This window comes from Clostridium neonatale (assembly GCF_001458595.1).
Lineage (GTDB): Bacteria > Bacillota > Clostridia > Clostridiales > Clostridiaceae > Clostridium > Clostridium neonatale.
The window spans coordinates 621,124-645,759 of sequence record NZ_LN890328.1 but is presented as its reverse complement, the minus strand read 5'-3'; the positions used below and the strand labels follow the sequence as shown (position 1 = coordinate 645,759).

The following is a 24,636-nucleotide window of genomic DNA, read 5'->3' as shown; positions in this document are numbered from 1 at the left end:
TAATCAGCATAGAATAAGCAAATTCGTAAGAATTTATATTCTGATATTTATAAATCTATATCTTTTAAAAAATGGTAAAATATTAACTTTTTAAATCTTTAACATCTATAAATAACTATTCCTTAATTTAAAAATGTATTTATGTGTAACACCAATAATACTGAAACTTTGATTTTAGATGAAACAAAGAAATAAAGCTCTCATATTGGGCGGAGACTTGCATTCCAAAATGGAGCTTTAAAATTTTTACATCAATGATTGTTCCAAAATTGTTTGTCTAATTTTACATTGGAGCAAACGGTTTTGGGTACAATCATTGATGTTTAAATTTTTAGCTTCATTTTGGTAGTAAGCGAGCCAAATTTGAGAGCTTTATTTCGGTGTCATTCACTAAACTTTAGTTCTACGTCCCTTATTTATATGTTCTATTCAGTTAACTCTTTAATTAATTCTTTCACAGTAGTAATCTTATCTAATCTATAAGCATTTTCACCACAAAAAACTAATGAATTATCTACATCACCTTTTACTGCACGTACTAATGCTCCTGTTATGCAATATGGTATAGTAGCCATATCACACTTTCTTAAGCACTTATAGCATTTACTTATTTTTTCATTGGTTAATTTTCTTTCTTCCATGAATTTATTTCTTATAGCACGTCCTGGCATTCCAACTGGACTCTTTACTATCATTATATCTTCTTTTTTTGAATTTATATATGCCATTTTAAAGTTTATATCTGCATCGCATTCTTCAGTTGCAACAAATCTTGTTGCCATTTGTACTCCTGCACATCCTAAACCAATATAGTGGTCTATATCTTTTCTATCATACACTCCTCCTGCAAATACTACAGGAATTCTTTTATTATATTTTATCTCATATTCTTTGACTATTTCTAAAATTTCAATTACTTCTTTATCATAATACTCTTTACCTTCATATTCCTCTAAACTTTCATTAGAAAAACCTAAATGGCCTCCAGCTTTTGGTCCCTCAATAACAACCATATCTGCTGTTGTTTTATATCGTCTATCCCACATTTTTAATATAACCCGTGCTGACTTTGGTGGTGATACTATTGGAGCAATCTTTATATTTGATCCTTCTACAAATTTAGGTAAATCTAAAGGAAGTCCTGCTCCAGATATAATTAAATCTGCACCATTATCTATACAACATTTTACATACTCTTCATAATTTCTTGTTGCCCACATGATGTTTATGCCTATAATACCACCATCTGAAATTTCTTTTGCTTTTTTTATATGTTTTCCGAGCGCTCTTACATTAGCACTTAATGAATCTTTTCCAAAGTCCTCTTCTAAATATCCTGGTTGCGCTGCTGATATTACACCTATTGCGCCTTCCTTTGCTACTGCTCCAGCAAGTGATGATAAACTTACACCTACTCCCATACCACCTTGTATTATTGGAACTTTAGCAACTAAGTCCCCTATTGTTAATGAATTTAAATTCATATAAAATCCTCCATCCTTATGGTTGTCAAAAATTTAGAATATAGTTTTAAAAACTACTTAGTATATTATTAATATAATATAGGTATTAAATTATGTCAATATATAGAATTATAAATAATAGCTTTATTATATAAATTTATTTTATATATCATTCATTGTTAATGAAAAATCTCTACAATAGGATTTATTTAATGGTGATTAATATAATTTATAATAGTTTTGTTATAATACTTACTTTCTTATTTTCTAAATTTTTATACTTATATAAAAAGGCTGCTTATATAAAAACTTTTATATAAGCAGCCTCTTACGTATCTTATATTATCTATCCATTAACCTTCCTATATCTTCTTTAGTAAACTTATATTTTTTATTACAGAAATTACAAACTATTTCTTCCTCTTTTCCTTCATCATATAGATTTTGAAGTTCAGATTTTCCTATTGAAATTAATGCTTTTTCAACTCTTTCTCTAGAACAGTCACATTTATATTCAGGCTTAATAGATTCTAATATTTTTAAATCCATACCTTCAAAAATATATTCTAATATTTCTTCAATAGTTTTTCCTTCATTTATCATAGTTGTTATCGGTGGAATTTCTTGAAGTCTGTATGTTATAACATCTGCAAGAAGTTCATCTGCACCAGGCATCATTTGAACAATAAAACCACCTGCACATTTTATTGATAAATCTTTATCAACTAATACTCCAAGTGATACAGCTGATGGAGTTTGTTCTGAAACTGTGAAATAAAATGCAAAATCATCACCTATTTCACCTGTTTGTATTGGAACTTGACCAACATATGGATCCTTTAATCCTAAGTCTTTTATAACATATAATAATCCATTAGTTCCTATTGCTCCTCCAACATCGAGCTTTCCTTTTTCATTTAGCGGTCTGTCTACATATGGATTACCAATAAAACCTTTTATAGTACAATCATTATGAGCTGTAACAGTAATTCCATTAATTTCTCCACCGCCATTAATCTTTACTGTAATTATTTCTTTCTCACCTTTTAACGTACTTCCCATTAATGCAGCTGCTGTCATCATTCTTCCAAAAGCTGCACTTGCAACTGGAGTACATTCATGTATTTTTGTACCTTCATTAACTAAATTGGTTGTTATTCCTCCAATTATTCTTACCATACCATCTTTTGCTGTAGCTTTTATAATCTTATCTTCCATAATGTTTTCCATCTCCTAAATACAATTTATTTTCTTAAAACATAAAGTATTCTTTCACTATTGTTATCTGGCTTTAAATCTGAATAACCACAAAACTTTCCTAATATATTAAATCCTATTTCATTTAATATATCTTCAATATCTTTTTCCTGATATGCTTTTTCAAAATGTTCTTCTTCAAATCTTTCATAAAGATTATTTTCGTTTTTAACAAAAAAAGTTAAGAACATGTTTAATATATTATCTTCAAAAGTGTTTTCCCATGTATAAAAAACATCTTCACTGCTATATGTATAAATATTATTCCCCATAATTTCTGATAGTTTATAATACGAATTAATATCGAATATAAATAATCCATCATCCTTTAGATGATCATATACACGCTTAAAATAATTAAATAAATCTTCTTCTTCTGTTATATAATTTGTTGAATCCAAAACAGATGTTATAAGATTAAATTTATGATTTAAACTAAGCTCACTCATATCTTGGCATATGACTTTAGCTTTTATTTTATTTTGTTTAAATTTTTCAAATGCTATATTTAGCATATCATTAGATAGATCCACAGCATACATGTTTTTGAAATACTTTCCTACTCTTACGCCTACATTACCTGTCCCACATGCTAAATCTAGATAATCTTCAAATTCTATATTATTCTCATTACTTAAACTTATTATCTTTTCAGAAATTTCATCATAATCAATATCTTCATATATTAATTCATCATATATATTGGCAAATTCTTTATAAGCCATCTATAAATCACGCCCTTAAATTCTATTAATACACTATTTCATCTAGTATATTATATCTTAAATTTGTACATAGTCAATTATTTAAGGTACTCGATTCATTTAGTAGATTATATCTTATTCTTTTTTCTACCTAGAATTTCATCATTAGATGGAATTTTAAGTTCTTTTTTTCTTTTAGTCATAAGCCCTCCAATACGTCCTGTCTCTTCTGCTGAAAGTCCACCCCAGCCTTCTTTTTCAACTTTTTCTCCAAGTCCTAATTCTTCTGCTATTTCATATTTTATTTTTTCTCTCATTTTTTCTATTTCAGTAAGCTCTTTATTTCCTTTTAATTTTGACTTTATTATTTTTTTTAATGGTGTACTGCTCAATTTTAATTCCTCCGCACTAAAAATTTATAATATATATTTTTATTATTACCTTGTAATATCTTTACTATTCCATATAACTAATAGATATTTTAAGTTTTATCGACCCACTCTTTTACAATTTAGTATTTGTTTTAATCTGCAAATTATTCACAATTTTTATTTATAGAAAAGCCAAATTTATATATTATAATTTTTTTCAACTTATTTCCTCTATTGACTTGATATTTGCGCAATATTTAACTATAGTATTTATATGTATATATAGAAATAATAAATTTCAGCATTATTATTTCTATATACATACATATGAATTATTATTTAATAGGAGGGATTATTGTGTATAATGTCGCAATAGTTGGGGCTACTGGAAATGTAGGCAGAAAATTTTTAGAAATATTACAACAAAGAGACTTTCCAGTAAAAAATTTATATCTTTTTGCTTCAAAAAGATCAGCAGGAAAAACTTTATCATTTAAAGGAAAGGATTATCTTATTGAAGAAACTTGTGAAGCAAATATAAAAGATAAAAAAATAGACTATGCACTTTTCTCTGCAGGTGGCGATGCAAGTAAAGAATTTGCACCTATTTTTGCACAATATGGCGCTGTAGTAATTGATAATAGTAGTGCTTGGAGAATGGATCCAGATGTACCACTTGTAGTGCCAGAAGTTAATCCAGAAGATATTAAACTTCATACTAAAAAAGGTATTATTGCTAATCCAAACTGCTCAACAATTCAAGCTATGCCAATAATGAAAGCATTAAATGACAAATATGGTATTAAGAGAATTGTATATTCTACTTATCAAGCAGTATCTGGTGCAGGAATGCAAGGTATTAAAGATTTAGAAGATGGAATTAAGGGTGCTCAGCCAAAAAAATTTCCATATCCTATAGCTGGTAATGTATTACCTCATATAGATGTTTTCCTTGAAGATGGCTATACTAAGGAAGAAGAAAAAATGATTAAAGAAACAAGAAAAATTCTTCATGAACCTGATTTAAGGGTAACAGCTACTACCGCTAGAGTTCCAGTTTTAAACTCACATAGCGAAAGCATAAATGTTGAATTAAATAGTGAATTTGAAATTGAAGATATATTTGAATTATTAAGAAACACTGAAGGTGTAACTGTATATGATGATACTAAGGAATTAAAATATCCAACTGCACTTGAAGTTTCTGGTAAAGATGATATATATGTTGGAAGAATAAGAAGAGATTTTAGTGTTGATAATGGAGTAAACCTATGGGTTGTTGGTGATAACATAAGAAAAGGTGCAGCTCTTAATGCTATACAAATCGCGGAAAAAATGATTGCACAAGATAAATAATTTTTATTATAAGGAAGTGATGCCTAATATCACTTCCTTAATCTAACTAATCAATGTATAATGGAGGAATTAAAATGTCATTATTCAAAGGTTCTGGTGTTGCTATAGTTACACCTTTTACTGAAACAGGTGTAAATTATGAAAAACTACGAACTTTACTTGAATGGCACATTTCCCAAGGAACTGATGCCATAATCATATGTGGTACAACTGGTGAAGCAACCACAATGACAGAAGAAGAAAAAAAGAAAACTATTAAATTTACGGTTGATGTAATAAATAAAAGGATCCCTGTAATTGCAGGTACTGGTTCAAACTGTACATCTTCTGCAATTTCTATGAGTAAATATGCTGAAAGTGTAGGTGTTGATGGATTACTTGTTATTACACCTTATTATAATAAAACTACTCAAACAGGTCTTATAAAGCATTTTAAGGCTATAAACGATGAAGTAAAAACTCCTATAATTCTTTATAATGTACCTTCACGTACAGGTGTAAATATTATGCCAACTACTCTCCTTGAGCTTTGTAAACTTAATAATATCGTAGCTATAAAAGAAGCTAGTGGTAATATAAGTCAAGTTGTTCAAATAAAGGCTTTATGTAGAGATAAAATAGATATATATTCAGGAAATGATGATCAAATCGTTTCTATAATGTCACTTGGAGGAATTGGAGTTATTTCAGTTTTAGCTAATATAATTCCAAAAACTGTTCATAACATGGCAAAAAACTGCCTAGACAACAAATTTAAAGAAGCTTTAGATATCCAACTAGATACGTTAGCTTTAACAAATACTCTATTTATAGAAACAAATCCAATACCAATTAAAACAGCAATGAATTTAATGAATCTTGAAGTTGGTCCATTAAGGCTTCCACTTTGTGAAATGAACAAAGAAAATGAAGAAAAATTAAAAGCTGTTTTAGAAGAAAATAAATTAATGTAAGGTGATGAATATGATAAAAATAGTATTAAGCGGCTGCTGTGGTAAAATGGGAAAAATTATTACTGAATGCAGTAAACAATTTAACAATCTTGAAATTGTTGCAGGAATAGATAAATTTCCAACAGAAATAGGTTATCCTGTATTTAAAAGTGCAGACGAAATGAATGTGGAATACGATGTATTATTAGATTTTTCAAGAGCTGATGCACTTGAAGGTTTATTAAACTTAACAGAAAAAACAAAAAAACCATTTGTTATCTGCTCAACTGGTTTTTCAGAGCAACAATTAGATTTAATAAATGAAAAAAGTAAATCTCTTCCACTATTTAAATCAGCAAACATGTCTCTTGGAATAAACTTAATAAACTCTCTTTTAAAGAAAGTTGCTCCTATGCTTTATGGCAATTATGATATAGAAATCATAGAAAAACACCATAATCAAAAAGTTGATGCTCCAAGTGGTACTGCTGTTCTTCTTGCAGATACAATAAAAAATTCTTTAAAAGATGAAACTAAATATGTATATGGAAGAGTTGGTAACTGCAAAAGAGAACAAAACGAAATTGGTATTCATGCAATAAGAGGCGGATCTATTGTTGGTGATCATGATGTTATTTTTGCTGGCACTGGTGAAGTTATTGAGCTTACTCATAAGGCAATATCAAGAGAAGTATTTGCAATTGGTGCCTTAAAAGCATGTGAATACATGGGTTCTATAACACAGCCAGGACTTTATGACATGAATGATGTTATTGGACTTGATTAATTATCTAATTAAATCTTAATCAAATTTAAATTTGATATTTTAATTTCTAAAAGGACTGAATTAAAATTACTGTATTTAAATTCAGTCCTAAATTTATAATCTTGAAACTTACTTACATTATTTTTATATGATGTTTTTTAATTATTAAATACTGATGAAAACATTTTTTACTCCTACTCAAAAATGAATACCTCTTCTATTGATAATTCAAAAAATTTTGTAATTTTATGTAATAGTATAAGTGATGCATTATAATTTCCATTTTCAATCGAAATTATTGTCTGACGCGTAATTTTCACACTTTCTGCCAATTCTTCTTGAGTTATTTTTCTTAGCTTTCTTAATTCATTTATTCTATATTATTCAATAAATATTGCCTTTAAAAGTATAGTTAACTTTATATTTTTAATAAAGTGCACTATACATTTTATATTGTCAACCCAATCCCCATTTCAAAAGTTGACAATCTATTTCTTCCGGTTTATACTTAATCTAGTAAAAGTTATTAATTAACAAAAGGGGGAAAATAAAAATGAATAAAATTAATACTAGAAACATGACAACAATAGGCTTAATGAGCGCATTACTTTGTATAATTGGACCATTTTCTATTCCATTGCCATTTAGTCCAGTTCCAATTGTATTAAGTAATCTTATGATTTATATAAGCTGCAGTATATTAGGAACAAAGAAAGGTACATTAAGTGTTATTATATATCTTCTAATTGGGCTAGTTGGCCTTCCTGTATTTTCAGGATTTACCTCTGGACTTTCTAAGATTGGTGGCCCTACTGGAGGATATTTAATTGGATATATTTTTTGTGCCATAATCACTGGTTTATTTGTTGAAAAATTCGAAGATAAAATCTATATGTATGCCATCGGTATGATACTAGGAACACTTATATGTTATGCTTTTGGTACAATCTGGCTTGCGAAACAACTAAGTCTAACTTTTATGCAGGCACTATTTATGGGGGTCATACCTTACTTAATTGGTGATTCATTAAAAATAATGTGTGGTACTTTAATTGGATTTAAAATAAGAAACAAACTCAAATCATTAAAATTAATTTATAGTTAGAGGTATTAATATGGCTGATAAAATAGTAAATGATATTATTAATGGATATAAAATAACGAAATCTATTGTCATGTCCACTCTTTATGATTTGGATACAGAAACATTATGTGATGGCGCTAATACTTTAAGAGAACACTTTTGTGATAATAAAGCATCACTTTGTTCAATTATAAGTGGTAAAACAGGTCATTGTAGCGAAGACTGTAAATTCTGTGCTCAATCTGCACATAATAGTTCATGTATAGAGAAAACTGATTTTGTACCGCTTAAAAAAATATTAGAAGATGCTAAATATCATTTTGAAAGAGGTGTACATAGATATTCTATTGTTACTGTTGGTAAAGCACTTTCAGATGATGACTTTGAAAAAGCCATTAAAGCATATGACGCTATTAAAAAATATTGTAATATTAATCTTTGTGCATCTCATGGATTACTTGATTATGATCATTTCATGAGACTAAAAGAAGCTGGTGTGACAAGATATCACTGCAATCTTGAAACATCAGAAAGATATTTTAAAGATATTTGTAGTACTCATACTTATGAAGATAAAATAAATACAATAAAATCTGCAAAAAAAGCTGGACTTGAAATCTGTTCTGGTGGAATTATCGGAATGGGTGAAACCATGGAAGACCGAATAGATATGGCCTTTACTTTATCTAATCTAGAAGTTAATTCTATTCCAATAAACGTTCTAATTCCTATCAAAGGGACAAAAATGGAAAATCAAACTTCTTTAAGTCATGAAGAGATATTAAGGACAATAGCTTTATTCAGATATATAAATCCTTCTGCTGAAATTCGTCTTGCCGCCGGACGTATCTCTATGAATGATTTTGGAAAATCGGCATTTTTGTCTGGTGCTAATGCAACCATTACTGGAGATATGCTTACTACAACTGGAACTAATATCGAATATGATAAAAGGTTACTACAAAATATTGGGTATTATCTTTAATCTTATAATTAATACACAAAAAGCAGAAGTGATTACATTTGTTAATAGCCACTTCTGCTTTTATATTACTTAAAAAACTTATCTATACTATATAATTTTTTTATTCCTTAATATAAGAACAACAATAATCTACTACTTCCTTTATAATTAAATTAAATTTAGAATTTGCAGGTACTGTAAAAGTTTCACCTTCTTTAAAAGTTGTAAACCTATCTTCTCCTGGAAGTTTTACATCCATTGATCCTTGAAGTACTTCCATCACTTCTTTATCACCTGTTCCAAATTCATAATCTCCTGGAAGCATTATTCCTAATGTCTTTCTTTCACCGTCTTTTAATATAACTGTTCTACTTGTCACCTTCCCATCAAAATATATATTTGCTTTCTTTACTGCTGTTACATTTTTAAACTCACTCATTTATTAACTCCCCAATCTATTTATTAATATAATTTTTAACTTGCTTATATTGCTAACTTTAATTTAATATTGAGTATTTTATATAATTTAAATTTAATAGTTATACAGTAAAATTTTCTTAATTAACAATTAGGAAAATTCTTCTTAATAAATCTTTCTAATCTATCAAATGCTTCTTTTAGTTCTTCATCTGAATAACAATATGATATTCTCATATATCCTTCGCCAAGTTTACCAAATGCATTTCCTGGAACACATCCAAGTTTTTCTTCATTCAATAATTTTTCGCAAAACTCTTCACTTGTCATATTAAACTTTTTGATTGATGGAAATATATAAAATGCGCCCATAGGTTCATTTACCTCTATTCTAATATCTCTCAATCTTTTCATGCAGTAATTTTTTCTTCTCTCAAATGATTTCCTCATAATTTCTGCATCATCAAGTGAACTTCTTAATCCTTCTAATGCACCATATTGACCAATTGAGGAAGTACAAGATACGTTATATTGATGTACTTTCATTATTTCCTTCATGTATTTTTCAGTACATGCTACATATCCTACTCTTATTCCTGTCATTGAAAGAAGCTTTGAAAATCCACTTACATATATGATTTTATCTTTAATTTCTTTGATTTGAGCAACTGAATAGTAATCATCAAAGATTATTCCAGAGTACATTTCATCCGTTATAACAACAATATCTTTTTTCTTTATAAGCTCTGCAAGTTCATCTCTTTGTTTCTTAATTAAGATTGCACCTGTTGGGTTGCTTGGAAATGATAGCATTAAATATTTTATATTATCTTTTTCAATTTTTTCTCTGATTTCATCTATATTTATTGTAAAATCATCATTCAAGCCATAATTCACAACTTCTGCGCCTATCATCTTAGCTATATTTTCATATGCTGGATAAGCTGGTGATGAAATAAGAATCTTATCTTTAGGGTTTAAAAGTGCATTAAGGACTGAGAATAATCCTTCACTTCCCCCCACAGTTAAACATACTTCATCTTTATCATATTCTATATCAAAAGTATTTTTTAAATACCTACATATTTCATCTCTAAGTTCTACAATTCCTTCATTTGATGTATATACTGTCTTGTGCTCTTTAATTGCTCTTATCATAGCCTCTGATACTGCAACTGGCATATCGAAGTCTGGTTGTCCTATAGTTAATGATAATGCCCCTTCTACCATTTTAACTTTACTTGCAAACCTTCTTATACCTGAAATCTGAATCTCATTTAAATTTTCGTTCATTAGTGCTTTTGCCCCCCTAATCTCAGTTTTGTTTAAATCAATTTTACAACATTGCGTATATTTATTCAAATATTTATGTCATTTTTTCGTATTTTACTTTCATTTAAATAATTTTTTTATTATAATGATAGTGATTATTAAATAATTTGAAGGAGTGATCTAATGTCATATAACTTAACAGATCCTTATGAAATCGCTAGATTTATAAAGGAATCTAAAAAATCAACTCCAGTAAAAGTTTATGTTAATGGAGATTTAAAAGATGCTGATATGAGCGATGTAGAATGGTATGGCTCAAATGAATTTTACATACTAATGGGTGAATCTGATTCTATAACAAAAATAGTTTTAGATAACAAACATCTTATAAAACACTTTAGAATAGAAAATGATAGAAGAAATTCTGCTATTCCTATGTTAGATTTATTAGAAGTAGATGCAAGAATTGAACCAGGTGCTATCATAAGAGATAAAGTCACTATAGGTAAAAATGCAGTAGTAATGATGGGAGCCGTTATAAACATAGGTGCTGAAATAGGTGATGGAACTATGGTTGATATGAACGCTGTAGTTGGTGCTAGAGGGCAACTTGGAAAGAATGTCCACTTAGGTGCTGGTGCTGTTGTTGCTGGTGTTTTAGAACCGCCAAGTAAAGAACCATGTCAAATAGGCGACAATGTATTAATAGGTGCTAACTCAGTAATTCTTGAAGGTATTAAAATAGGTGCAGGCTCTGTTGTTGCTGCAGGCTCTGTTGTTACTGAAGATGTTCCTGCTGGTGTTGTTGTTGCTGGTTCACCTGCAAAAATCATAAAAAATGTAGATGACAAGACTAAGGATAAAACTCAACTATTAGATGATTTAAGAAAATAATTTAATACATAAAAAAGAAAGTATCGTTATCGATACTTTCTTTTTTATTCAACTTATAATAAAAGTAAATTGAAGTTTATTCAGGTTATTGACCATAGTTTTTAACTTTATATACTTTAAACTGCGCCTTCTTCTCCTGAGCCTTCTTCCTTTACAACCTTTTCCATTTTAGATATAGAAACTTCATATGCAACTTTCTTTATAACATCAGTTTCTGACACCTTTTTTTGATATTCTCTGCTTTGTAGTCTTCCCCAAACTCTAATATTATCTCCAACATTTAATGTTTGACAAAATCTAGAATTTCTCCCCCATGCAATTGTTGGAATGTAATCAGATTTATTATATGCTCTATTTACTGCTAATAATACATCAGCTATTTCTCTTCCAAAAGGAGTTGTCCTATAAACAGGTTCTTTGCATATATATCCATCCAAGAAAATTTCATTTGGATTTTTACTTCTCTCGATACACGGTTCAATGTTTCTAGCAAATACTGTAAGTATAAGTTTGTTAGATCCATCTACAAACTTGTTATATGATCTTAATTGACCTTCAACAATTATATCTACTCCTATTTCTAAATTAATCTCATTTAGTAATCTTTCTGAAACAGTTATATTTAGATGATCAACTGAATCACTTAATCTCATAACTTCCAAATCAAAAGTATAAAACCCTTCGCCATACATTTCATGGCTAAATTCTAATCCAGACGCTACTTTACCTTCTAGATAAATCTTGTTATTTAGCATTAAATTATCCATTGTAATCCCTCTCTCTATCGGCAATTATTTTTTAGTGTAATATATTCATGACTAGCATATATTACCATTATAATACAAAAACTAGTTTCTTTTCAATAAATATCGAATTTAAATTATAAAAACACTGCTAATTTTTATGCTGTATACCATTTTCATCAATATAATAATCTTCTGTATATATCATTTCACCAACAGGCTTAAATTCATATCCTTGGCTTTTCAATTCTTTTATTATTCTATCTAGATTTTCCGGTGTGTACTTTGCATTATTATGAAATAGTAATATAGATCCACTTTTTGTATTCTTCATTACTTTATTATACTCAATATCCGACCCCATTTCCTTCCAATCTACTGAATCAGCATCCCACTGAATTGCAATATGATTTAAGCTTCTTACCTTCATTAATGCATTTTTATTGTAATCTCCACTTGGAAATCTAAATAATACTGGTCTTTTTCCTGTATATCTTTCTATTATATCATCTGTTTTTATTATCTCTTCTTCAATAGCATCACCAGTAATTTTACTAAAGCTTGGATGTTTATAACTATGATTTCCTATTTCATGCCCCCTTTCGGATATTTCTTTTAGTTTACTTACATTTTCTTCACTATAATTTACCCATCCTCCCATTATGAAGAATGTTCCCTTTACATTATATTTATCTAGGATATCTAATATGCTTTGCAAATTTTCTTTTTCAGCCCAATTTACATCAAAAGTTAAACTAACTACTTTTTCCTCTGTATCAACACGGTAAATTGGCTGCTTTTCTTCCGCAGTTCCTGACACTTGAACACTCCTACCTACTAATATGGATATTAAAATTATAAAAACCACTAACAATATGTTTATTGATATCTTTAATTTTCTCCAATTCAACTTTTCCTCCCATATGTCACATTAATTCTTTATTAAAATATATTCATAAAAACAACATTTATGATAACTACATAATAAAATTAATAACCCTTTATTTAAGCAGATAATATAAAGTCAACTCTTACATTTATACTGCTTTTTAATAATTAATTTCATTATAAGGTAATTATATAGTAGTTAAATAAGATGTATCTACTTACAAAATCCACATTTAAAAATTCATAGTCAATCATGTATTCCCTAAATAATAAATTATGCTATAATAAGATAAGAGTTTCATTAGTCATGGAGGTAAATATGTACGAAAATTCATTAGAATTGGCTGAAAATAAATTATTAATGTTATATATATTAAAATCTATAAAAGATCCCATATCTAATGCTCAATTTACAGAAATTATTCTTGAAAACAATTTTATGAATTACTTTATTTTTCAGCAATATTTATCTGAACTTGAAGAATCTAAATTTGTAGAATATCATGAAAACAATAATAAAAAACTATTAGTAATAACAGAAAAAGGAGATAGTGTCCTATCTTTATTTAAAGACAGATTATCTCCTTCAAAAATTACAATCATTAATGAGTACGTAAAAGAAAAATGGGAATCCATAAAAAGAGAATTAACAATACAAGCAGATTACACAATTGCAAGTAATGACAGCTTTATTGTTGACTTAAAAGCAGTTGAAAGTGAAAGTCTATTAATGGAATTGAAATTAACTGTTCCTTCCAAAGAACAAGCCACATCAATTTGTTCTAAATGGAAAAAAAATCCTTCGGAAATATATAATAATATTATTAATTTATTTATTAACTAGTTTTTAAATATGGTCATAGCATTAGGTTCTTTCCCTATTGTTATGACTTTTTTCTTATCCATTTTTAGATCTACAATATTCAATGTTCCATTTAGATAATCACCAATATATAGTGTGTCATTATATTTCACTATTCCTCTTGGCATTCCATTTATTTTACATTTATTCTCTTCAGTGAAAGTTTTTAGATTTATTATACTTATATATTCATCACAAAAATTTGATACATATAGATAATCATCATCTTCATAAAGATCAACAGGAGCAAATCCCACATCTATTCTCTCTAATATTTCTAGATTATCTAACGATAACATAACTATTTCACCTTTTGTATTATGTCCCAGCTTGCTTACTGCTACATATAAGTATTTTTTATTTTTAGATATTATAGATTTAATAGGGATATGTCCCACTTGTATTCTGGTTAATTCTCTATTATCAGTGCAGTCTATAACGGATATATTATCCTCACCCATATTACAGACAAATGCTAGCTTTTTTTCATCTATAATTTGAATATTATGAGGGAAAATGCCCGTTGGAATTTCAAAATCCAATTGATTTTTTTCTATGTCATATGTTATTAGTGAATTTAAGTCACCACATGCAACATACATTCTGTTCTCATAACAAATCAAATCATTAGGATGAGATCCTATATATATATTACCTTCTTCTTTAAATTCTTTTAAATTAATTATTGAAATTGTATTGTTATAGCTATTAGAAACTAATAATTTATTATTGTATACACATGATTCATGAGGGCCAAATGGTTTTTCTCCATTAGTAAGTTTCATTTCTTTAGTTTTCATAGTTTCACAATCGAATTTGATTATACTATCAGAACCTGTATTACACACTATAATATAACTCATTTTATACCCTCCTATAAAATAATCATGCTTGATAATATCAATATATTCCTATTTTATATTATTGGTACAACTTATTTTCTCAAATATCTTTATTTATTGACAAATTGCTACTATAATAATAATGATTGATTAGAATATGAAGGGAGCTTGTTTATGTTTACTTATAAGACTTCAGGTGTTTGTTCATCTAAAATTGATATTGAAATATCTAATGATATTATACAGTCTGTTAAATTTACTGGCGGATGCAATGGTAATCTTTCCGGCATAGGTCAGCTTGTTAAAGGTATGAAAGTTGATGATGTAATTGATAGATTAAACGGTGTTCTTTGTGGAAATAAAAGTACTTCTTGCCCTGACCAGCTATCTAAAGCTTTAGCAGCTTGGAAAAAAGAAAATTTATAATTATAGTCTACAAAAATAAACTCCAGTATGATACCAGAGTTTATTTTTTATAATTTTTATTGCAAATAGCTATTATAGTTGTTTGATAACAGAGTTAGTGTATCTGTTATTTCTTCTAATACATCTTCATAACTTAAGTATAAATCAATTCTTATATTGGTATAATCATCGTTTATACTTTTTATATATCCATATATATATTTATTATTGTCCATTAGATTTCTTAATATAAAATTATCACTCTTAGGTATATATCCTAAGACATACCCTTCATTTGTAGTGACTAAAATAGCATTTTCATCATAAACATTGGTTGACTCTCTTTTTAAGTAAACTAATTCTTCTTCAAATAATTTATTACTAACTTCACTCATATCAACATAGTTTGTTTCTGATATTTGTATTGTGTTCAAATAGATATCTTTCACATGTGGTTTTATCCTTAATTGGCTAGTAATATCTATATACCTAATGATCTTTTCCTTGTTTCTAGGCAATAAAACTATTAATGATCTTTTTATTTCTTTAACTACCTCATCATCAATTAATTCTTTTATAAAATTAATATCATTTTCATCTAAAAGTTCTTTAATTATATTTAGATTACTTATAGCTTCGTATCTTGTTTCTACTATTGGAGATCTTAATGCATGTAAATTTATATCTTTATATATATCAGTAAACTCTTCATATTTTAAATAATTTATAATTATAAAGAAACAAACTTGTTCTATTTTATCATAAAGTACATTCTCTAACTTAATATTATCTGGTCCTGTAAGCAGGTCATAAATATTTAATTTATTTATGCCTTCATAAAATAAAAATTTCTTTATGGATGGACTTCCATAAGTAACAGCATATCTATATATAATTGGTGATTTATAGTTTCTATTAAATAATCGCTTAAATTCCATTTTTTTAATCTTATATTTTGTTTTCTGAGCACAACTTATTAATATTGAACCTTCAATATCAACATTATCAAATTCTTTTTTAATAACTTCATGCCATTCTTTCTTAATGTAAATATCTTTGCATCTAGAAAGCATGTTATTATATCTTTGTTTAATCGTTTTATCATTTATATTAGAATCTAAAAAAATAGAATTTTCTATTGAATCACTTATTAGAACTATTGAATATAGTGAATAGATTCCACCAAATTTATCTTCAATGAAATTTATTATATTTAAGCATATATCAATTCCATCTTCAATCTCATCTATATCATAGTTATAAATAAGCTCAGTAAAATGCATAATTACATTTTCAAATCTTTCTTTGTCATATTCATTTTCTTTAAAATATTTTAATAAGTTACCTCCTAACAAACAGTACTCAACAAGTTCGGATATTTCAACATTATTTGTTGAGCCTTTTTCAAGAAGCCAATTTCTCATTTCTTTATTTACGCAGCTTAAATTCATTACTGAAAATATTTTCCCATATCCATAAGAATTCTTGCATATTTCAAATATTTTATCATTCTCTCCTAGGTAAGTTAAGCACTTAATAACATAAAATATATACTCATTGTGAATAGTAAAAACTTCTAATATTTCTTTTAAATTATCAGTACTACAAAGACATGAGCTTATTATTCCAAGCTTCACTATTTCTTCACATGAACTTTTTGTTACAAGATTTATAATAAACTTATCGAAATTTTTCTTTAATTCATCATTATACTTTAAATAGTTTTTTAAAAGTTTTATATAATTATCATAATAAAGAATGACTGGATTAGCATTTATATAATTGATTAATTTCTTAATTTGCTTATATTCTTTTGATACATTAATAATAATTTCTATAAGTTCATTAGATAATCTATTCTTTTCATATTCTTTTAGTTGATATGACTTTTTTATACTTATTTCATATTCATTTTTACCCGACAATTCTAAATCTTGATAAGTATATAATTGACTTTTATTTTTATTATAAAATTCTTTTAAGTCATCATAGATGTATTTTTCTTTGTTAATATTCATATAGCTATTATTTCCTTCCTCTAGTAATAAATTATCTAATTCCCTTTTATATTACTACTCCAATAAAATTATTACCATTTATTTCTTATTATTTTTCTCATGTCACCTATCATATAAAGTGAACCACTTACTAAAATTAAATCATCTTTTTTCGCCTCTGTTATGACTTCTTCCAATGCATCCTCATAATTTTCAGTTGCAACAACATTTTTATTATATTTTAAAATTTCTTTTCTTAAATCTTCACTTAATTCTGCTCTTTCACTATGTGGTGTAAGTGCATATATCTTCTTTGCCATAGGTGTTATTTCTTTTATCATTTCTCCAACCTGTTTATCTGCTAATATGCCAAGAAGCAAATACATATTATTATATTTAAAGTATTTTTCAATATTTCTTCTAAGAGATTTTATGCCATCTATATTATGTGCTCCATCAATAACTACAAATGGTTCCTTATGTAATACTTCTAATCTACCTTTCCACTCAACATCTTCCAGTGATTTTTCTATTAAATTTTTAGAAGCATACTTATTTTCATTATTAAGTAATATTTCTACTGTATTTATCGCTACAGTTAAATTTAATATTTGATGTTCTCCAAGTAATGGAAGATTTATATTATATATATCATTAATTCCTCTTACCTGTACTTCTTGATATACTTTTTCTCTGTTAATCTTTATAAGCTTTCCAGAATCATTTTTTACTAAATGAAGCTCAGAATTTTTTTCTTTAGCTATCTTAGAAATAACTTCTTCCACTTTTTTTTCTTGTGGATATAATACAACTGGTATATTCTGCTTAATTATTCCACCCTTCTGCTTAGCAATCTCTTCTATTGTATCACCTAATATATTCATATGATCCATACTTATTGATGTAATAACGCTAATAACTGGTGTTAACACATTAGTTGAATCCATTGTTCCTCCAAGACCAACTTCTATAACCCCATAATCAACCCTTTCATTATAGAAATATAAAAACATAAGTGCAGTTAATATTTCAAACTCTGTTGGATGATCATAGTTTTCTTCTATAACCTTATCAACAGCCTTTTTAACCTCTTCTAATAATTCTACAAAAGTATCTTTGCTAATATTAACTCCATTTATCTGTATTCTTTCTTCAAACTCTTCTAAATATGGTGAAGTATACATTCCTACCTTATATCCAAGCCCCCTAAGCATCTTAGTAATCATAGCTGTAGTAGACCCTTTACCATTTGTTCCTGCTACATGTATAAGCTTAAGCTTTTCTTGTGGGTTGCCTAGTATCTCTAGTAATCTAAAAGTCCTTCTAAGTCCATAATTAGATCCAAATCTTCCTACGCTTTCTATATACTCCATTGCTTCTTCATATGTCATACTCATTTTGTAAACCTCATCCTCATAAAAATTTATTTTTATCATTTACTAAATTTTATCCTACTTATTGCTATTCTTCAAGCAAACCATATATAACTATTTGTGATTTCGAATATAACTTTTATCAAATATTAATGAAATTAATATACTAGATAATAAAATTATTATTATAAAAAGTACTGAATTAGTAACTGAAATTTCTATTCCAAAGAGCAATATTACAAGTTTAATTCCAGTAAAAATTAGTATGCATCCAACTCCATACTTCATAAATCTAAACATATCATTCATTTCTTCTAATATATAGTACATACTTCTAAGTCCAAGTATTGCAAAAATATTAGATGTATAAACTATAAATGTATCTGTAGTTATTGAAAATATAGCTGGTATTGAATCTATTGCAAAGATAATATCAGAAAATTCTATTATTAAAAGTACTACAAACAATGGTGTTGCATATAATATCTTATTCTTTTTTACAAAAAAATTATTATCATATAGAACATTTGTAACAGGCATTATCTTTCTAAGGATTTTCACTGAAAAATTATCATGAAAATCTATATGTTTATTATTATTAAAAAACATATTAAAACCGCTATAAAGCAATATAAAACCAAATATTGAAAGAACAAAATGAAATTTGCTTATTATTGTTACACCCACTAAAATAAAAATAAGTCTAAGTATCATTGCACCAATAACTCCATAAAGCAGAACACGTTCCTGATAATCTTTTTGTATTCCAAAGCTAGAAAATATCATTAAAAATAAAAATAAATTATCCAAACTTAATGACATTTCAACTATATACCCTCCAAAATACTCAACTGCTGCTATTTCTCCCCTGCTATAAAATATATAAATATTAAATAGTATAGATAAAGTTATCCAAAAAATTAAATTAAATAGATTTTTCTTTGTTTTACTTCGTCCCATGATTTCCCCCTCAGTAATAAACCTGATTAATATATTATAATTTAATATATTATTTATACTTAACCTTTATTACCATTAGTTAATCACATAATAGGCTTAAAATATAAAAATCTTATGCAGTTAAACTACATAAGATTTTTATATTTGTCATTTAATTATTAATTTAAAGCATCTATTCTCACTTTAACAGCTTCAAGCATTTCTACATACTTACTTCTCTTTTCTTTTTCTGCATTAACAACAGCTTCAGGTGCTTTAGCCACAAAGCCAGCATTTCCCAATTTCTTGTCTATTCTTTCTATTTCGCCTTCAAGCTTTTTAACTTCTTTATTTAATCTTTCAAGTTCTTTTTCTTTATCTACAAGGTCAAGAAGCGGCATAAATAATTCTCCACCCTTAACAACAAGTGATACAGCATTAGCTGGTACATTAGATTTATCAGCTATAAATTCAACTTCTGATGCTGAAGCTAATTTTTCAATATAAGATGTACCTACATTAAAGGCTTCTTTAGCTTCATCTGAAATATAGCATATAACTTTAGCCTTTCTTGATGGTGGTACATTCATTTCAGCTCTTACATTTCTTAATCCTTTAATTGCTTCAATTATATATCCCATATCACTTTCAGCTTTTTCATCTAATAAAGCTTCATCATATTCAGGCCAGCTCGATGTTGTTATTGTTTCTTCATCAGTTAAGTGAGTGAATATTTCTTCTGTTATAAATGGCATTGCTGGATGTAATAATTTAAGTCCTGTAACTAAAACAGTGCTTAAAACATTGTAAACTACGCCCTTAGCTTTTTCGTCCTCACCATAAAATACTGGTTTAACAAGTTCTATATACCAGTCACAGAATTCAGTCCACATAAAGTCGTTAACCTTTTGCATAGCAATTCCAAGTTCGAATTTTTCCATGTTTTCAGTAACTTCTTTAACTACTGTATTCATCTTTGAAAGTATATATTTATCTGCTAATGAATAATCCTTGCAGTCTTTATATTTATTCATTATACCCTTATCAAGATTCATCATAACAAATCTTGATGCATTCCAGATCTTATTAGCAAAGTTTCTTGATGCTTCAACTCTTTCTGGATAGTATCTCATATCATTTCCTGGAGCATTACCAGTTGCAATCATAAATCTTAATGCATCAGCACCATATTCTTCAATAACTTCAAGTGGATCTACACCATTACCTAAAGACTTACTCATCTTTCTACCTTGAGAATCTCTTATAAGTCCATGTATAAGAACTGTGTTAAATGGAGTTTCACCCATACAGTGAAGTCCTGAGAATATCATTCTTGCTACCCAGAAAAATATAATATCATGGCCTGTAACTAATACGCTATTTGGATAGAAATATTCTAGATCTTCTGTTTTATTTGGCCAGCCAAGTGTTGAAAATGGCCATAATGCAGATGAGAACCAAGTATCAAGCACATCTTCATCCTGTTTTATATTAGTACTTCCACATTTAGAACATTTAGTTGGTGTTTCTTCAACAACCATCATTTCACCACAGTCCTGACAATAGTAAACAGGTATTCTGTGGCCCCACCATAATTGTCTTGAAATACACCAGTCTTGAATATTTTCCATCCAATTAAAATAAGTTTTATCAAATCTTTCTGGAACAAATTTTGTTTTTCCTTCTTTAACTACATCAATTGCTGGCTTTGCAAGATCTGCCATCTTAACATACCATTGTTTTGATATTATAGGCTCTACTGTAGTTCCACATCTATCATGTGTTCCAACATTATGTGTATGATCTTTAACTTTAACTAAAAGTCCTGCTTCTTCTAAATCTTTAACAATTGCTTTTCTAGCTTCATATCTGTCTAAGCCTTTGTATTTTCCGCCTTTTTCATTGATAATTCCCTTATCATCCATAACTCTTATGATTTCAAGATTATGTCTCTTACCTACTTCAAAATCGTTAGGATCATGAGCTGGAGTCATCTTAACTGCACCAGTACCAAATTCTAAATCAACATAGTCATCACCAACTATAGGAATTTCTCTATTTACAAGTGGTAATATTACAGTCTTTCCTATAAGATGTTTATATCTTTCATCATTAGGATTAACAGCTACGCCACTATCTCCAAGTAATGTTTCTGGTCTAGTTGTTGCAATTTCTAAGAATCCAGAACCATCAGCAAGTGGATAATTTATATGCCAGAAATGTCCCGCTTGTTCTTCATATTCAATTTCTGCATCTGAAAGTGCAGTTTGACAATGAGTACACCAATTAGTTATTCTATTTCCTTGATAAATAAGTCCTTCATTATAAAGCTTAACGAATACATGCTTTACAGCTGCACTTAAATTTTCATCCATTGTAAATGCTTCTCTTGTAAAGTCGGCAGATACTCCAAGCTTTTTAACTTGATTTCTTATTGTGGCTCTATACTTATCGCTCCACTCCCAAACTTTTTCAAGGAACGCTTCTCTTCCCATTTCTTTTTTATCATAGCCTTCTTCAGCTAACTTATTTGCAACCTTAACTTCTGTTGCAATAGATGCATGGTCTTCACCTGGAAGCCATAATGTACAATACCCTTGCATTCTCTTAAATCTTATAAGCATATCTTGAAGAGTATCATCAAATGCGTGGCCTAAATGAAGCTGACCTGTTATATTTGGAGGCGGCATTACAATAGTAAATGGCTTTTTGCTTTTATCTATTACAGGTGTAAAATATCCTTTATCCTCCCAATTCTTATAAATTCTTTCTTCAAATTCTTTTGGATCATATGTAGTTGATATGTTCTTGATCTCTGACATTTTTATTCCTCCATTTATTTTAGTTGACAGTTAACATCTGATAATTGACAGTTATAAATTATTTTTTTAATAAAAGTCTCTTGTTGATTGTTAAATTTCTAAAAATATTAGCTATAAATAAAAAAAGCTTTCAATCCTATAAAAGGACGAAAACTCGCGGTACCACCTTTATTTCCACGTAAGCAGATAAAATCATGCTCTAAGGGACTCTTAATTTAAATAACGATTTAGAAAAACCGTCTTTAGCTACTGTTATTTTCACTAAAGAAGCTCAAAAGCTACCTTCAAAATCTTCCACATAAGGGCTTTCACCTAATCCCTCTCTCTGAATATTTTTATGAATTATATAACTCATAAAAAACAGTACTACTCACATTATTATCTGCAAGCTTCCTACCATGTTTCCAATTTTTACTCCTCTTTTTCAATGCTTTTATATAATTTTGAAATTATCTTTATAATATATTAATGACTTTATTTTGTCAATATGTACTTTTATTATATATCTATTTTTTCAGCTTCAATATTATTGTATGTATTAATAGGAAATGTTGCTTCTATATTATTTCCTTCACTATCAACAAACTCCAAAACATAATTAGAACCTATCTTAGTTATTGGAAATACTATTTCACTTTTTAAAATTTTAAGTTTTTCAGTAAATTCATTTAAATCACTTACTTCAATACTTGGTAAACAATTATTGCCAAAAGTATGCTTTTCATTCATCTTTTTATAATTAAATAAGCCGTATCTAAACCCATTTATATCAAATACACTATAAATTTCATCTCTTACTGTAACCTTTTGATCAAATAATTCTTCATAAAAATTAATTGCACGCGTCATATCATCTACACAAATATATAATGATGATATCCTAAAATCAATTCCCATTGTACTATCCCCTTTACTATAAATACACAATTTAAAAGGAGATGCTTTTTATACTCACCATCTCCCTTACATATTTTATATAATTTATTATAATTATTCAATAAATTGATCCTTAATATAAAATATCTTTATTTTTTATACACTCTATTTACAGCTTCCAAAAACCTATTTAATGACTTTTCTAAAATATGTTTTGGGCATGCTATGTTTATTCTTTCAAATCCTTGACCTTCTTTTCCGAAAATATAACCTTCATCTAAAAAGAGTTTTGCTTCATTTTCCATAAAATCTTGCAATTTAACATAATCACTTTCTAATTTTCTAAAATCAAGCCATTGAAGATATGTTCCCTCAAGTGGTATTACTTGAACTTCTGGAATGTTTTTATTCAAAAATTCTTTTACAAATTTCCTATTTTCATTTAATACTTTTAGAAGCTCATCTAGCCAATTTTCACACTTTGTATACGCTAATTCACATGCTTTAAATCCAAATGTATTTAATCTAGGGAATCCAGATTTTTCACGCTCTTTTTTAACTATTTCTCTTATGTTTTTATTTGCGATTATTATATTAGATACTTGAAGTCCTGCCAAATTGAATGTTTTACTTGGCGCTGTACAGATAATTGAGTTTTCCTCAAATTCCTTAGAAATTGTACTAAATACAGTATGTTTATATTCTTCCATAATAAGATCAAAATGTATTTCATCAGATATAACCAATACATTATTTTTTATACATATTTCTCCTACTTTTTTTAGTTCATCTATTGTCCATACTCTACCTACAGGATTATGAGGATTACATAATATAATAAGCTTAGTATCTTCCCTACTTGCTTTTTCTTCAAGATCTTTAAAATCTATAGCATACTTACCTTTATCATATATAAGTTGATTTTTTATGATCTTTCTACCATGTATATTTATTACTTTATAGAAAGGGTAATATACTGGAGTCATTACTATAACACCATCATTTATATTTGTAAGAGCCTGTACTATTATATGTAGTGCTGGAACTACCCCTGGAAATTCAACTATCCATTCTGGTTCGATTTTGTAGTCGTGTCTTTTTTCCATCCAACTGCATACTGAATCATAATATTTTTTAGTAGCCTCAGTATATCCGTATATAGCAGAATCCACATATTCTTTTAAGCCTTCAATTATTTCTGGTGCATTTTTAAATTCCATATCTGCAACTGAAAATGGTATTACTTCCTCCTCGCCATCATCTTTCAATCCCTCTATTATATTCCATTTAGCTGATCCAAGACCTTTTCTTGATACCAACGTTTGAAAATCATATTCCATATAAATCTCTCCTTTCAAAAATTATGATTACAACTACACGATTGCGCTTTTTTAATGCCTATCGTATTA

Annotated in this window: 24 protein-coding genes; 8 read left to right on the top strand and 16 right to left on the bottom strand. The window is 28.0% G+C overall.

Annotated features, from left to right (window positions below; genetic code table 11):
* Positions 1–425: 425 nt before the first annotated feature.
* The 4 genes from BN2920_RS10090 to BN2920_RS10075 all read right to left on the bottom strand — a co-directional run bounded on the left by BN2920_RS10090 (position 426) and on the right by BN2920_RS10075 (position 3,816).
* The gene (locus BN2920_RS10090; protein WP_058294886.1) at positions 426–1,484 is read right to left on the bottom strand and encodes an NAD(P)H-dependent flavin oxidoreductase; all 1,059 of its coding nucleotides are present in this window, start codon (positions 1,482–1,484) and stop codon (positions 426–428) included.
* Between the two features lie 321 nt (positions 1,485–1,805).
* The gene (hslO, locus tag BN2920_RS10085) at positions 1,806–2,681 is read right to left on the bottom strand and encodes an Hsp33 family molecular chaperone HslO (protein ID WP_058294885.1); all 876 of its coding nucleotides are present in this window, start codon (positions 2,679–2,681) and stop codon (positions 1,806–1,808) included.
* A gap of 26 nt (positions 2,682–2,707) precedes the next feature.
* Positions 2,708–3,445 (bottom strand): class I SAM-dependent DNA methyltransferase, encoded by a 738-nt coding sequence (locus BN2920_RS10080; protein WP_058294884.1) that lies wholly within the window; start codon positions 3,443–3,445, stop codon positions 2,708–2,710.
* A gap of 107 nt (positions 3,446–3,552) precedes the next feature.
* Positions 3,553–3,816, bottom strand: coding sequence for an alpha/beta-type small acid-soluble spore protein (locus BN2920_RS10075; protein ID WP_058294883.1), 264 nt, complete (start codon positions 3,814–3,816; stop codon positions 3,553–3,555).
* Between the two features lie 336 nt (positions 3,817–4,152).
* Between BN2920_RS10075 and BN2920_RS10070 the strand changes: the two genes are divergently transcribed.
* From BN2920_RS10070 to dapB, 3 genes are all read left to right on the top strand, one after another.
* Entirely contained in the window at positions 4,153–5,151 is a 999-nt protein-coding gene (locus tag BN2920_RS10070; protein WP_058294882.1) for an aspartate-semialdehyde dehydrogenase, read from the top strand.
* Between the two features lie 74 nt (positions 5,152–5,225).
* A complete protein-coding gene (dapA, locus tag BN2920_RS10065) occupies positions 5,226–6,104 on the top strand; it encodes a 4-hydroxy-tetrahydrodipicolinate synthase (RefSeq protein WP_058294881.1) in 879 nt (292 codons plus the stop codon).
* Between the two features lie 10 nt (positions 6,105–6,114).
* On the top strand, positions 6,115–6,870 hold the full coding sequence (gene dapB / locus BN2920_RS10060) for a 4-hydroxy-tetrahydrodipicolinate reductase (RefSeq protein WP_058294880.1): 756 nt from the start codon (positions 6,115–6,117) through the stop codon (positions 6,868–6,870).
* A 173-nt stretch (positions 6,871–7,043) separates the two neighbouring features.
* Here the strand turns inward: dapB and BN2920_RS21000 are convergent, their stop codons facing one another.
* Entirely contained in the window at positions 7,044–7,223 is a 180-nt protein-coding gene (locus BN2920_RS21000) for a helix-turn-helix transcriptional regulator (protein WP_083498764.1), read from the bottom strand.
* Positions 7,224–7,402: 179 nt separating this feature from the next.
* Here BN2920_RS21000 and BN2920_RS10055 point away from each other — a divergent pair, with 179 nt between their 5' ends.
* Together BN2920_RS10055 and bioB are read left to right on the top strand one after the other, a co-directional pair.
* Positions 7,403–7,954, top strand: coding sequence for a biotin transporter BioY (locus BN2920_RS10055; protein WP_058294879.1), 552 nt, complete (start codon positions 7,403–7,405; stop codon positions 7,952–7,954).
* A gap of 10 nt (positions 7,955–7,964) precedes the next feature.
* Entirely contained in the window at positions 7,965–8,918 is a 954-nt protein-coding gene (gene bioB, locus BN2920_RS10050; protein WP_058294878.1) for a biotin synthase BioB, read from the top strand.
* A gap of 100 nt (positions 8,919–9,018) precedes the next feature.
* Here bioB and ppnP read toward each other — a convergent pair whose 3' ends face one another.
* Together ppnP and BN2920_RS10040 are read right to left on the bottom strand one after the other, a co-directional pair.
* Positions 9,019–9,336 (bottom strand): pyrimidine/purine nucleoside phosphorylase, encoded by a 318-nt coding sequence (gene ppnP, locus BN2920_RS10045; RefSeq protein WP_058294877.1) that lies wholly within the window; start codon positions 9,334–9,336, stop codon positions 9,019–9,021.
* 122 nt (positions 9,337–9,458) lie between these two features.
* Complete coding sequence (locus BN2920_RS10040) at positions 9,459–10,607, bottom strand: pyridoxal phosphate-dependent aminotransferase (RefSeq protein WP_058294876.1); 1,149 nt, start codon at positions 10,605–10,607, stop codon at positions 9,459–9,461.
* Positions 10,608–10,769: 162 nt separating this feature from the next.
* Between BN2920_RS10040 and dapD the strand changes: the two genes are divergently transcribed.
* Positions 10,770–11,480 carry a 2,3,4,5-tetrahydropyridine-2,6-dicarboxylate N-acetyltransferase gene (gene dapD / locus BN2920_RS10035; protein ID WP_058294875.1) on the top strand — a complete coding sequence of 237 codons (711 nt, stop codon included), beginning with the start codon at positions 10,770–10,772 and terminating at the stop codon, positions 11,478–11,480.
* A gap of 116 nt (positions 11,481–11,596) precedes the next feature.
* Here the strand turns inward: dapD and BN2920_RS10030 are convergent, their stop codons facing one another.
* Both BN2920_RS10030 and BN2920_RS10025 read right to left on the bottom strand, forming a co-directional pair.
* On the bottom strand, positions 11,597–12,247 hold the full coding sequence (locus BN2920_RS10030) for a single-stranded DNA-binding protein (protein WP_058294874.1): 651 nt from the start codon (positions 12,245–12,247) through the stop codon (positions 11,597–11,599).
* Positions 12,248–12,374: 127 nt separating this feature from the next.
* Positions 12,375–13,133, bottom strand: a complete 759-nt coding sequence (locus BN2920_RS10025) for a polysaccharide deacetylase family protein (RefSeq protein ID WP_058294873.1) — start codon at positions 13,131–13,133, stop codon at positions 12,375–12,377.
* A gap of 297 nt (positions 13,134–13,430) precedes the next feature.
* On the opposite strand from BN2920_RS10025, the gene BN2920_RS10020 reads away from it, so the two are divergent.
* Positions 13,431–13,955 carry a DUF4364 family protein gene (locus BN2920_RS10020; RefSeq protein ID WP_058294872.1) on the top strand — a complete coding sequence of 175 codons (525 nt, stop codon included), beginning with the start codon at positions 13,431–13,433 and terminating at the stop codon, positions 13,953–13,955.
* Here the strand turns inward: BN2920_RS10020 and BN2920_RS10015 are convergent.
* A complete protein-coding gene (locus BN2920_RS10015; protein ID WP_058294871.1) occupies positions 13,952–14,836 on the bottom strand; it encodes a YncE family protein in 885 nt (294 codons plus the stop codon). The two genes, BN2920_RS10020 and BN2920_RS10015, sit on opposite strands and share 4 nt — an antisense overlap.
* A gap of 153 nt (positions 14,837–14,989) precedes the next feature.
* Here BN2920_RS10015 and BN2920_RS10010 point away from each other — a divergent pair, with 153 nt between their 5' ends.
* Positions 14,990–15,241, top strand: coding sequence for a TIGR03905 family TSCPD domain-containing protein (locus BN2920_RS10010; RefSeq protein ID WP_058294870.1), 252 nt, complete (start codon positions 14,990–14,992; stop codon positions 15,239–15,241).
* Between the two features lie 56 nt (positions 15,242–15,297).
* Here BN2920_RS10010 and BN2920_RS10005 read toward each other — a convergent pair whose 3' ends face one another.
* From BN2920_RS10005 to BN2920_RS09980, 6 genes are all read right to left on the bottom strand, one after another.
* Entirely contained in the window at positions 15,298–17,238 is a 1,941-nt protein-coding gene (locus tag BN2920_RS10005) for an HIRAN domain-containing protein (protein ID WP_058294869.1), read from the bottom strand.
* 71 nt (positions 17,239–17,309) lie between these two features.
* Entirely contained in the window at positions 17,310–18,614 is a 1,305-nt protein-coding gene (locus tag BN2920_RS10000; RefSeq protein WP_058294868.1) for a bifunctional folylpolyglutamate synthase/dihydrofolate synthase, read from the bottom strand.
* 90 nt (positions 18,615–18,704) lie between these two features.
* Entirely contained in the window at positions 18,705–19,550 is an 846-nt protein-coding gene (locus BN2920_RS09995) for a TerC/Alx family metal homeostasis membrane protein (protein ID WP_058294867.1), read from the bottom strand.
* A gap of 158 nt (positions 19,551–19,708) precedes the next feature.
* Positions 19,709–22,351 carry a valine--tRNA ligase gene (locus tag BN2920_RS09990; protein WP_058294866.1) on the bottom strand — a complete coding sequence of 881 codons (2,643 nt, stop codon included), beginning with the start codon at positions 22,349–22,351 and terminating at the stop codon, positions 19,709–19,711.
* A 498-nt stretch (positions 22,352–22,849) separates the two neighbouring features.
* Positions 22,850–23,248, bottom strand: a complete 399-nt coding sequence (locus BN2920_RS09985) for a VOC family protein (protein WP_058294865.1) — start codon at positions 23,246–23,248, stop codon at positions 22,850–22,852.
* Between the two features lie 128 nt (positions 23,249–23,376).
* A complete protein-coding gene (locus tag BN2920_RS09980) occupies positions 23,377–24,567 on the bottom strand; it encodes a MalY/PatB family protein (RefSeq protein ID WP_058294864.1) in 1,191 nt (396 codons plus the stop codon).
* Positions 24,568–24,636: the final 69 nt, after the last annotated feature.

Coding starts and splice junctions, on each gene's coding strand:
- BN2920_RS10015 (WP_058294871.1), bottom strand. CDS start 14,836: ATGAGTTATATTATAGTGTGTAATACAGGTTCTGATAGTATAATCAAA.
- bioB (WP_058294878.1), top strand. CDS start 7,965: ATGGCTGATAAAATAGTAAATGATATTATTAATGGATATAAAATAACG.
- BN2920_RS10005 (WP_058294869.1), bottom strand. CDS start 17,238: ATGAATATTAACAAAGAAAAATACATCTATGATGACTTAAAAGAATTT.
- BN2920_RS10090 (WP_058294886.1), bottom strand. CDS start 1,484: ATGAATTTAAATTCATTAACAATAGGGGACTTAGTTGCTAAAGTTCCA.
- BN2920_RS10000 (WP_058294868.1), bottom strand. CDS start 18,614: ATGAGTATGACATATGAAGAAGCAATGGAGTATATAGAAAGCGTAGGA.
- hslO (WP_058294885.1), bottom strand. CDS start 2,681: ATGGAAGATAAGATTATAAAAGCTACAGCAAAAGATGGTATGGTAAGA.
- BN2920_RS10040 (WP_058294876.1), bottom strand. CDS start 10,607: ATGAACGAAAATTTAAATGAGATTCAGATTTCAGGTATAAGAAGGTTT.
- BN2920_RS10010 (WP_058294870.1), top strand. CDS start 14,990: ATGTTTACTTATAAGACTTCAGGTGTTTGTTCATCTAAAATTGATATT.
- dapB (WP_058294880.1), top strand. CDS start 6,115: ATGATAAAAATAGTATTAAGCGGCTGCTGTGGTAAAATGGGAAAAATT.
- BN2920_RS09980 (WP_058294864.1), bottom strand. CDS start 24,567: ATGGAATATGATTTTCAAACGTTGGTATCAAGAAAAGGTCTTGGATCA.
- dapA (WP_058294881.1), top strand. CDS start 5,226: ATGTCATTATTCAAAGGTTCTGGTGTTGCTATAGTTACACCTTTTACT.
- BN2920_RS10080 (WP_058294884.1), bottom strand. CDS start 3,445: ATGGCTTATAAAGAATTTGCCAATATATATGATGAATTAATATATGAA.
- BN2920_RS10020 (WP_058294872.1), top strand. CDS start 13,431: ATGTACGAAAATTCATTAGAATTGGCTGAAAATAAATTATTAATGTTA.
- BN2920_RS10055 (WP_058294879.1), top strand. CDS start 7,403: ATGAATAAAATTAATACTAGAAACATGACAACAATAGGCTTAATGAGC.
- BN2920_RS10030 (WP_058294874.1), bottom strand. CDS start 12,247: ATGGATAATTTAATGCTAAATAACAAGATTTATCTAGAAGGTAAAGTA.
- dapD (WP_058294875.1), top strand. CDS start 10,770: ATGTCATATAACTTAACAGATCCTTATGAAATCGCTAGATTTATAAAG.
- BN2920_RS09985 (WP_058294865.1), bottom strand. CDS start 23,248: ATGGGAATTGATTTTAGGATATCATCATTATATATTTGTGTAGATGAT.
- BN2920_RS09995 (WP_058294867.1), bottom strand. CDS start 19,550: ATGGGACGAAGTAAAACAAAGAAAAATCTATTTAATTTAATTTTTTGG.
- ppnP (WP_058294877.1), bottom strand. CDS start 9,336: ATGAGTGAGTTTAAAAATGTAACAGCAGTAAAGAAAGCAAATATATAT.
- BN2920_RS09990 (WP_058294866.1), bottom strand. CDS start 22,351: ATGTCAGAGATCAAGAACATATCAACTACATATGATCCAAAAGAATTT.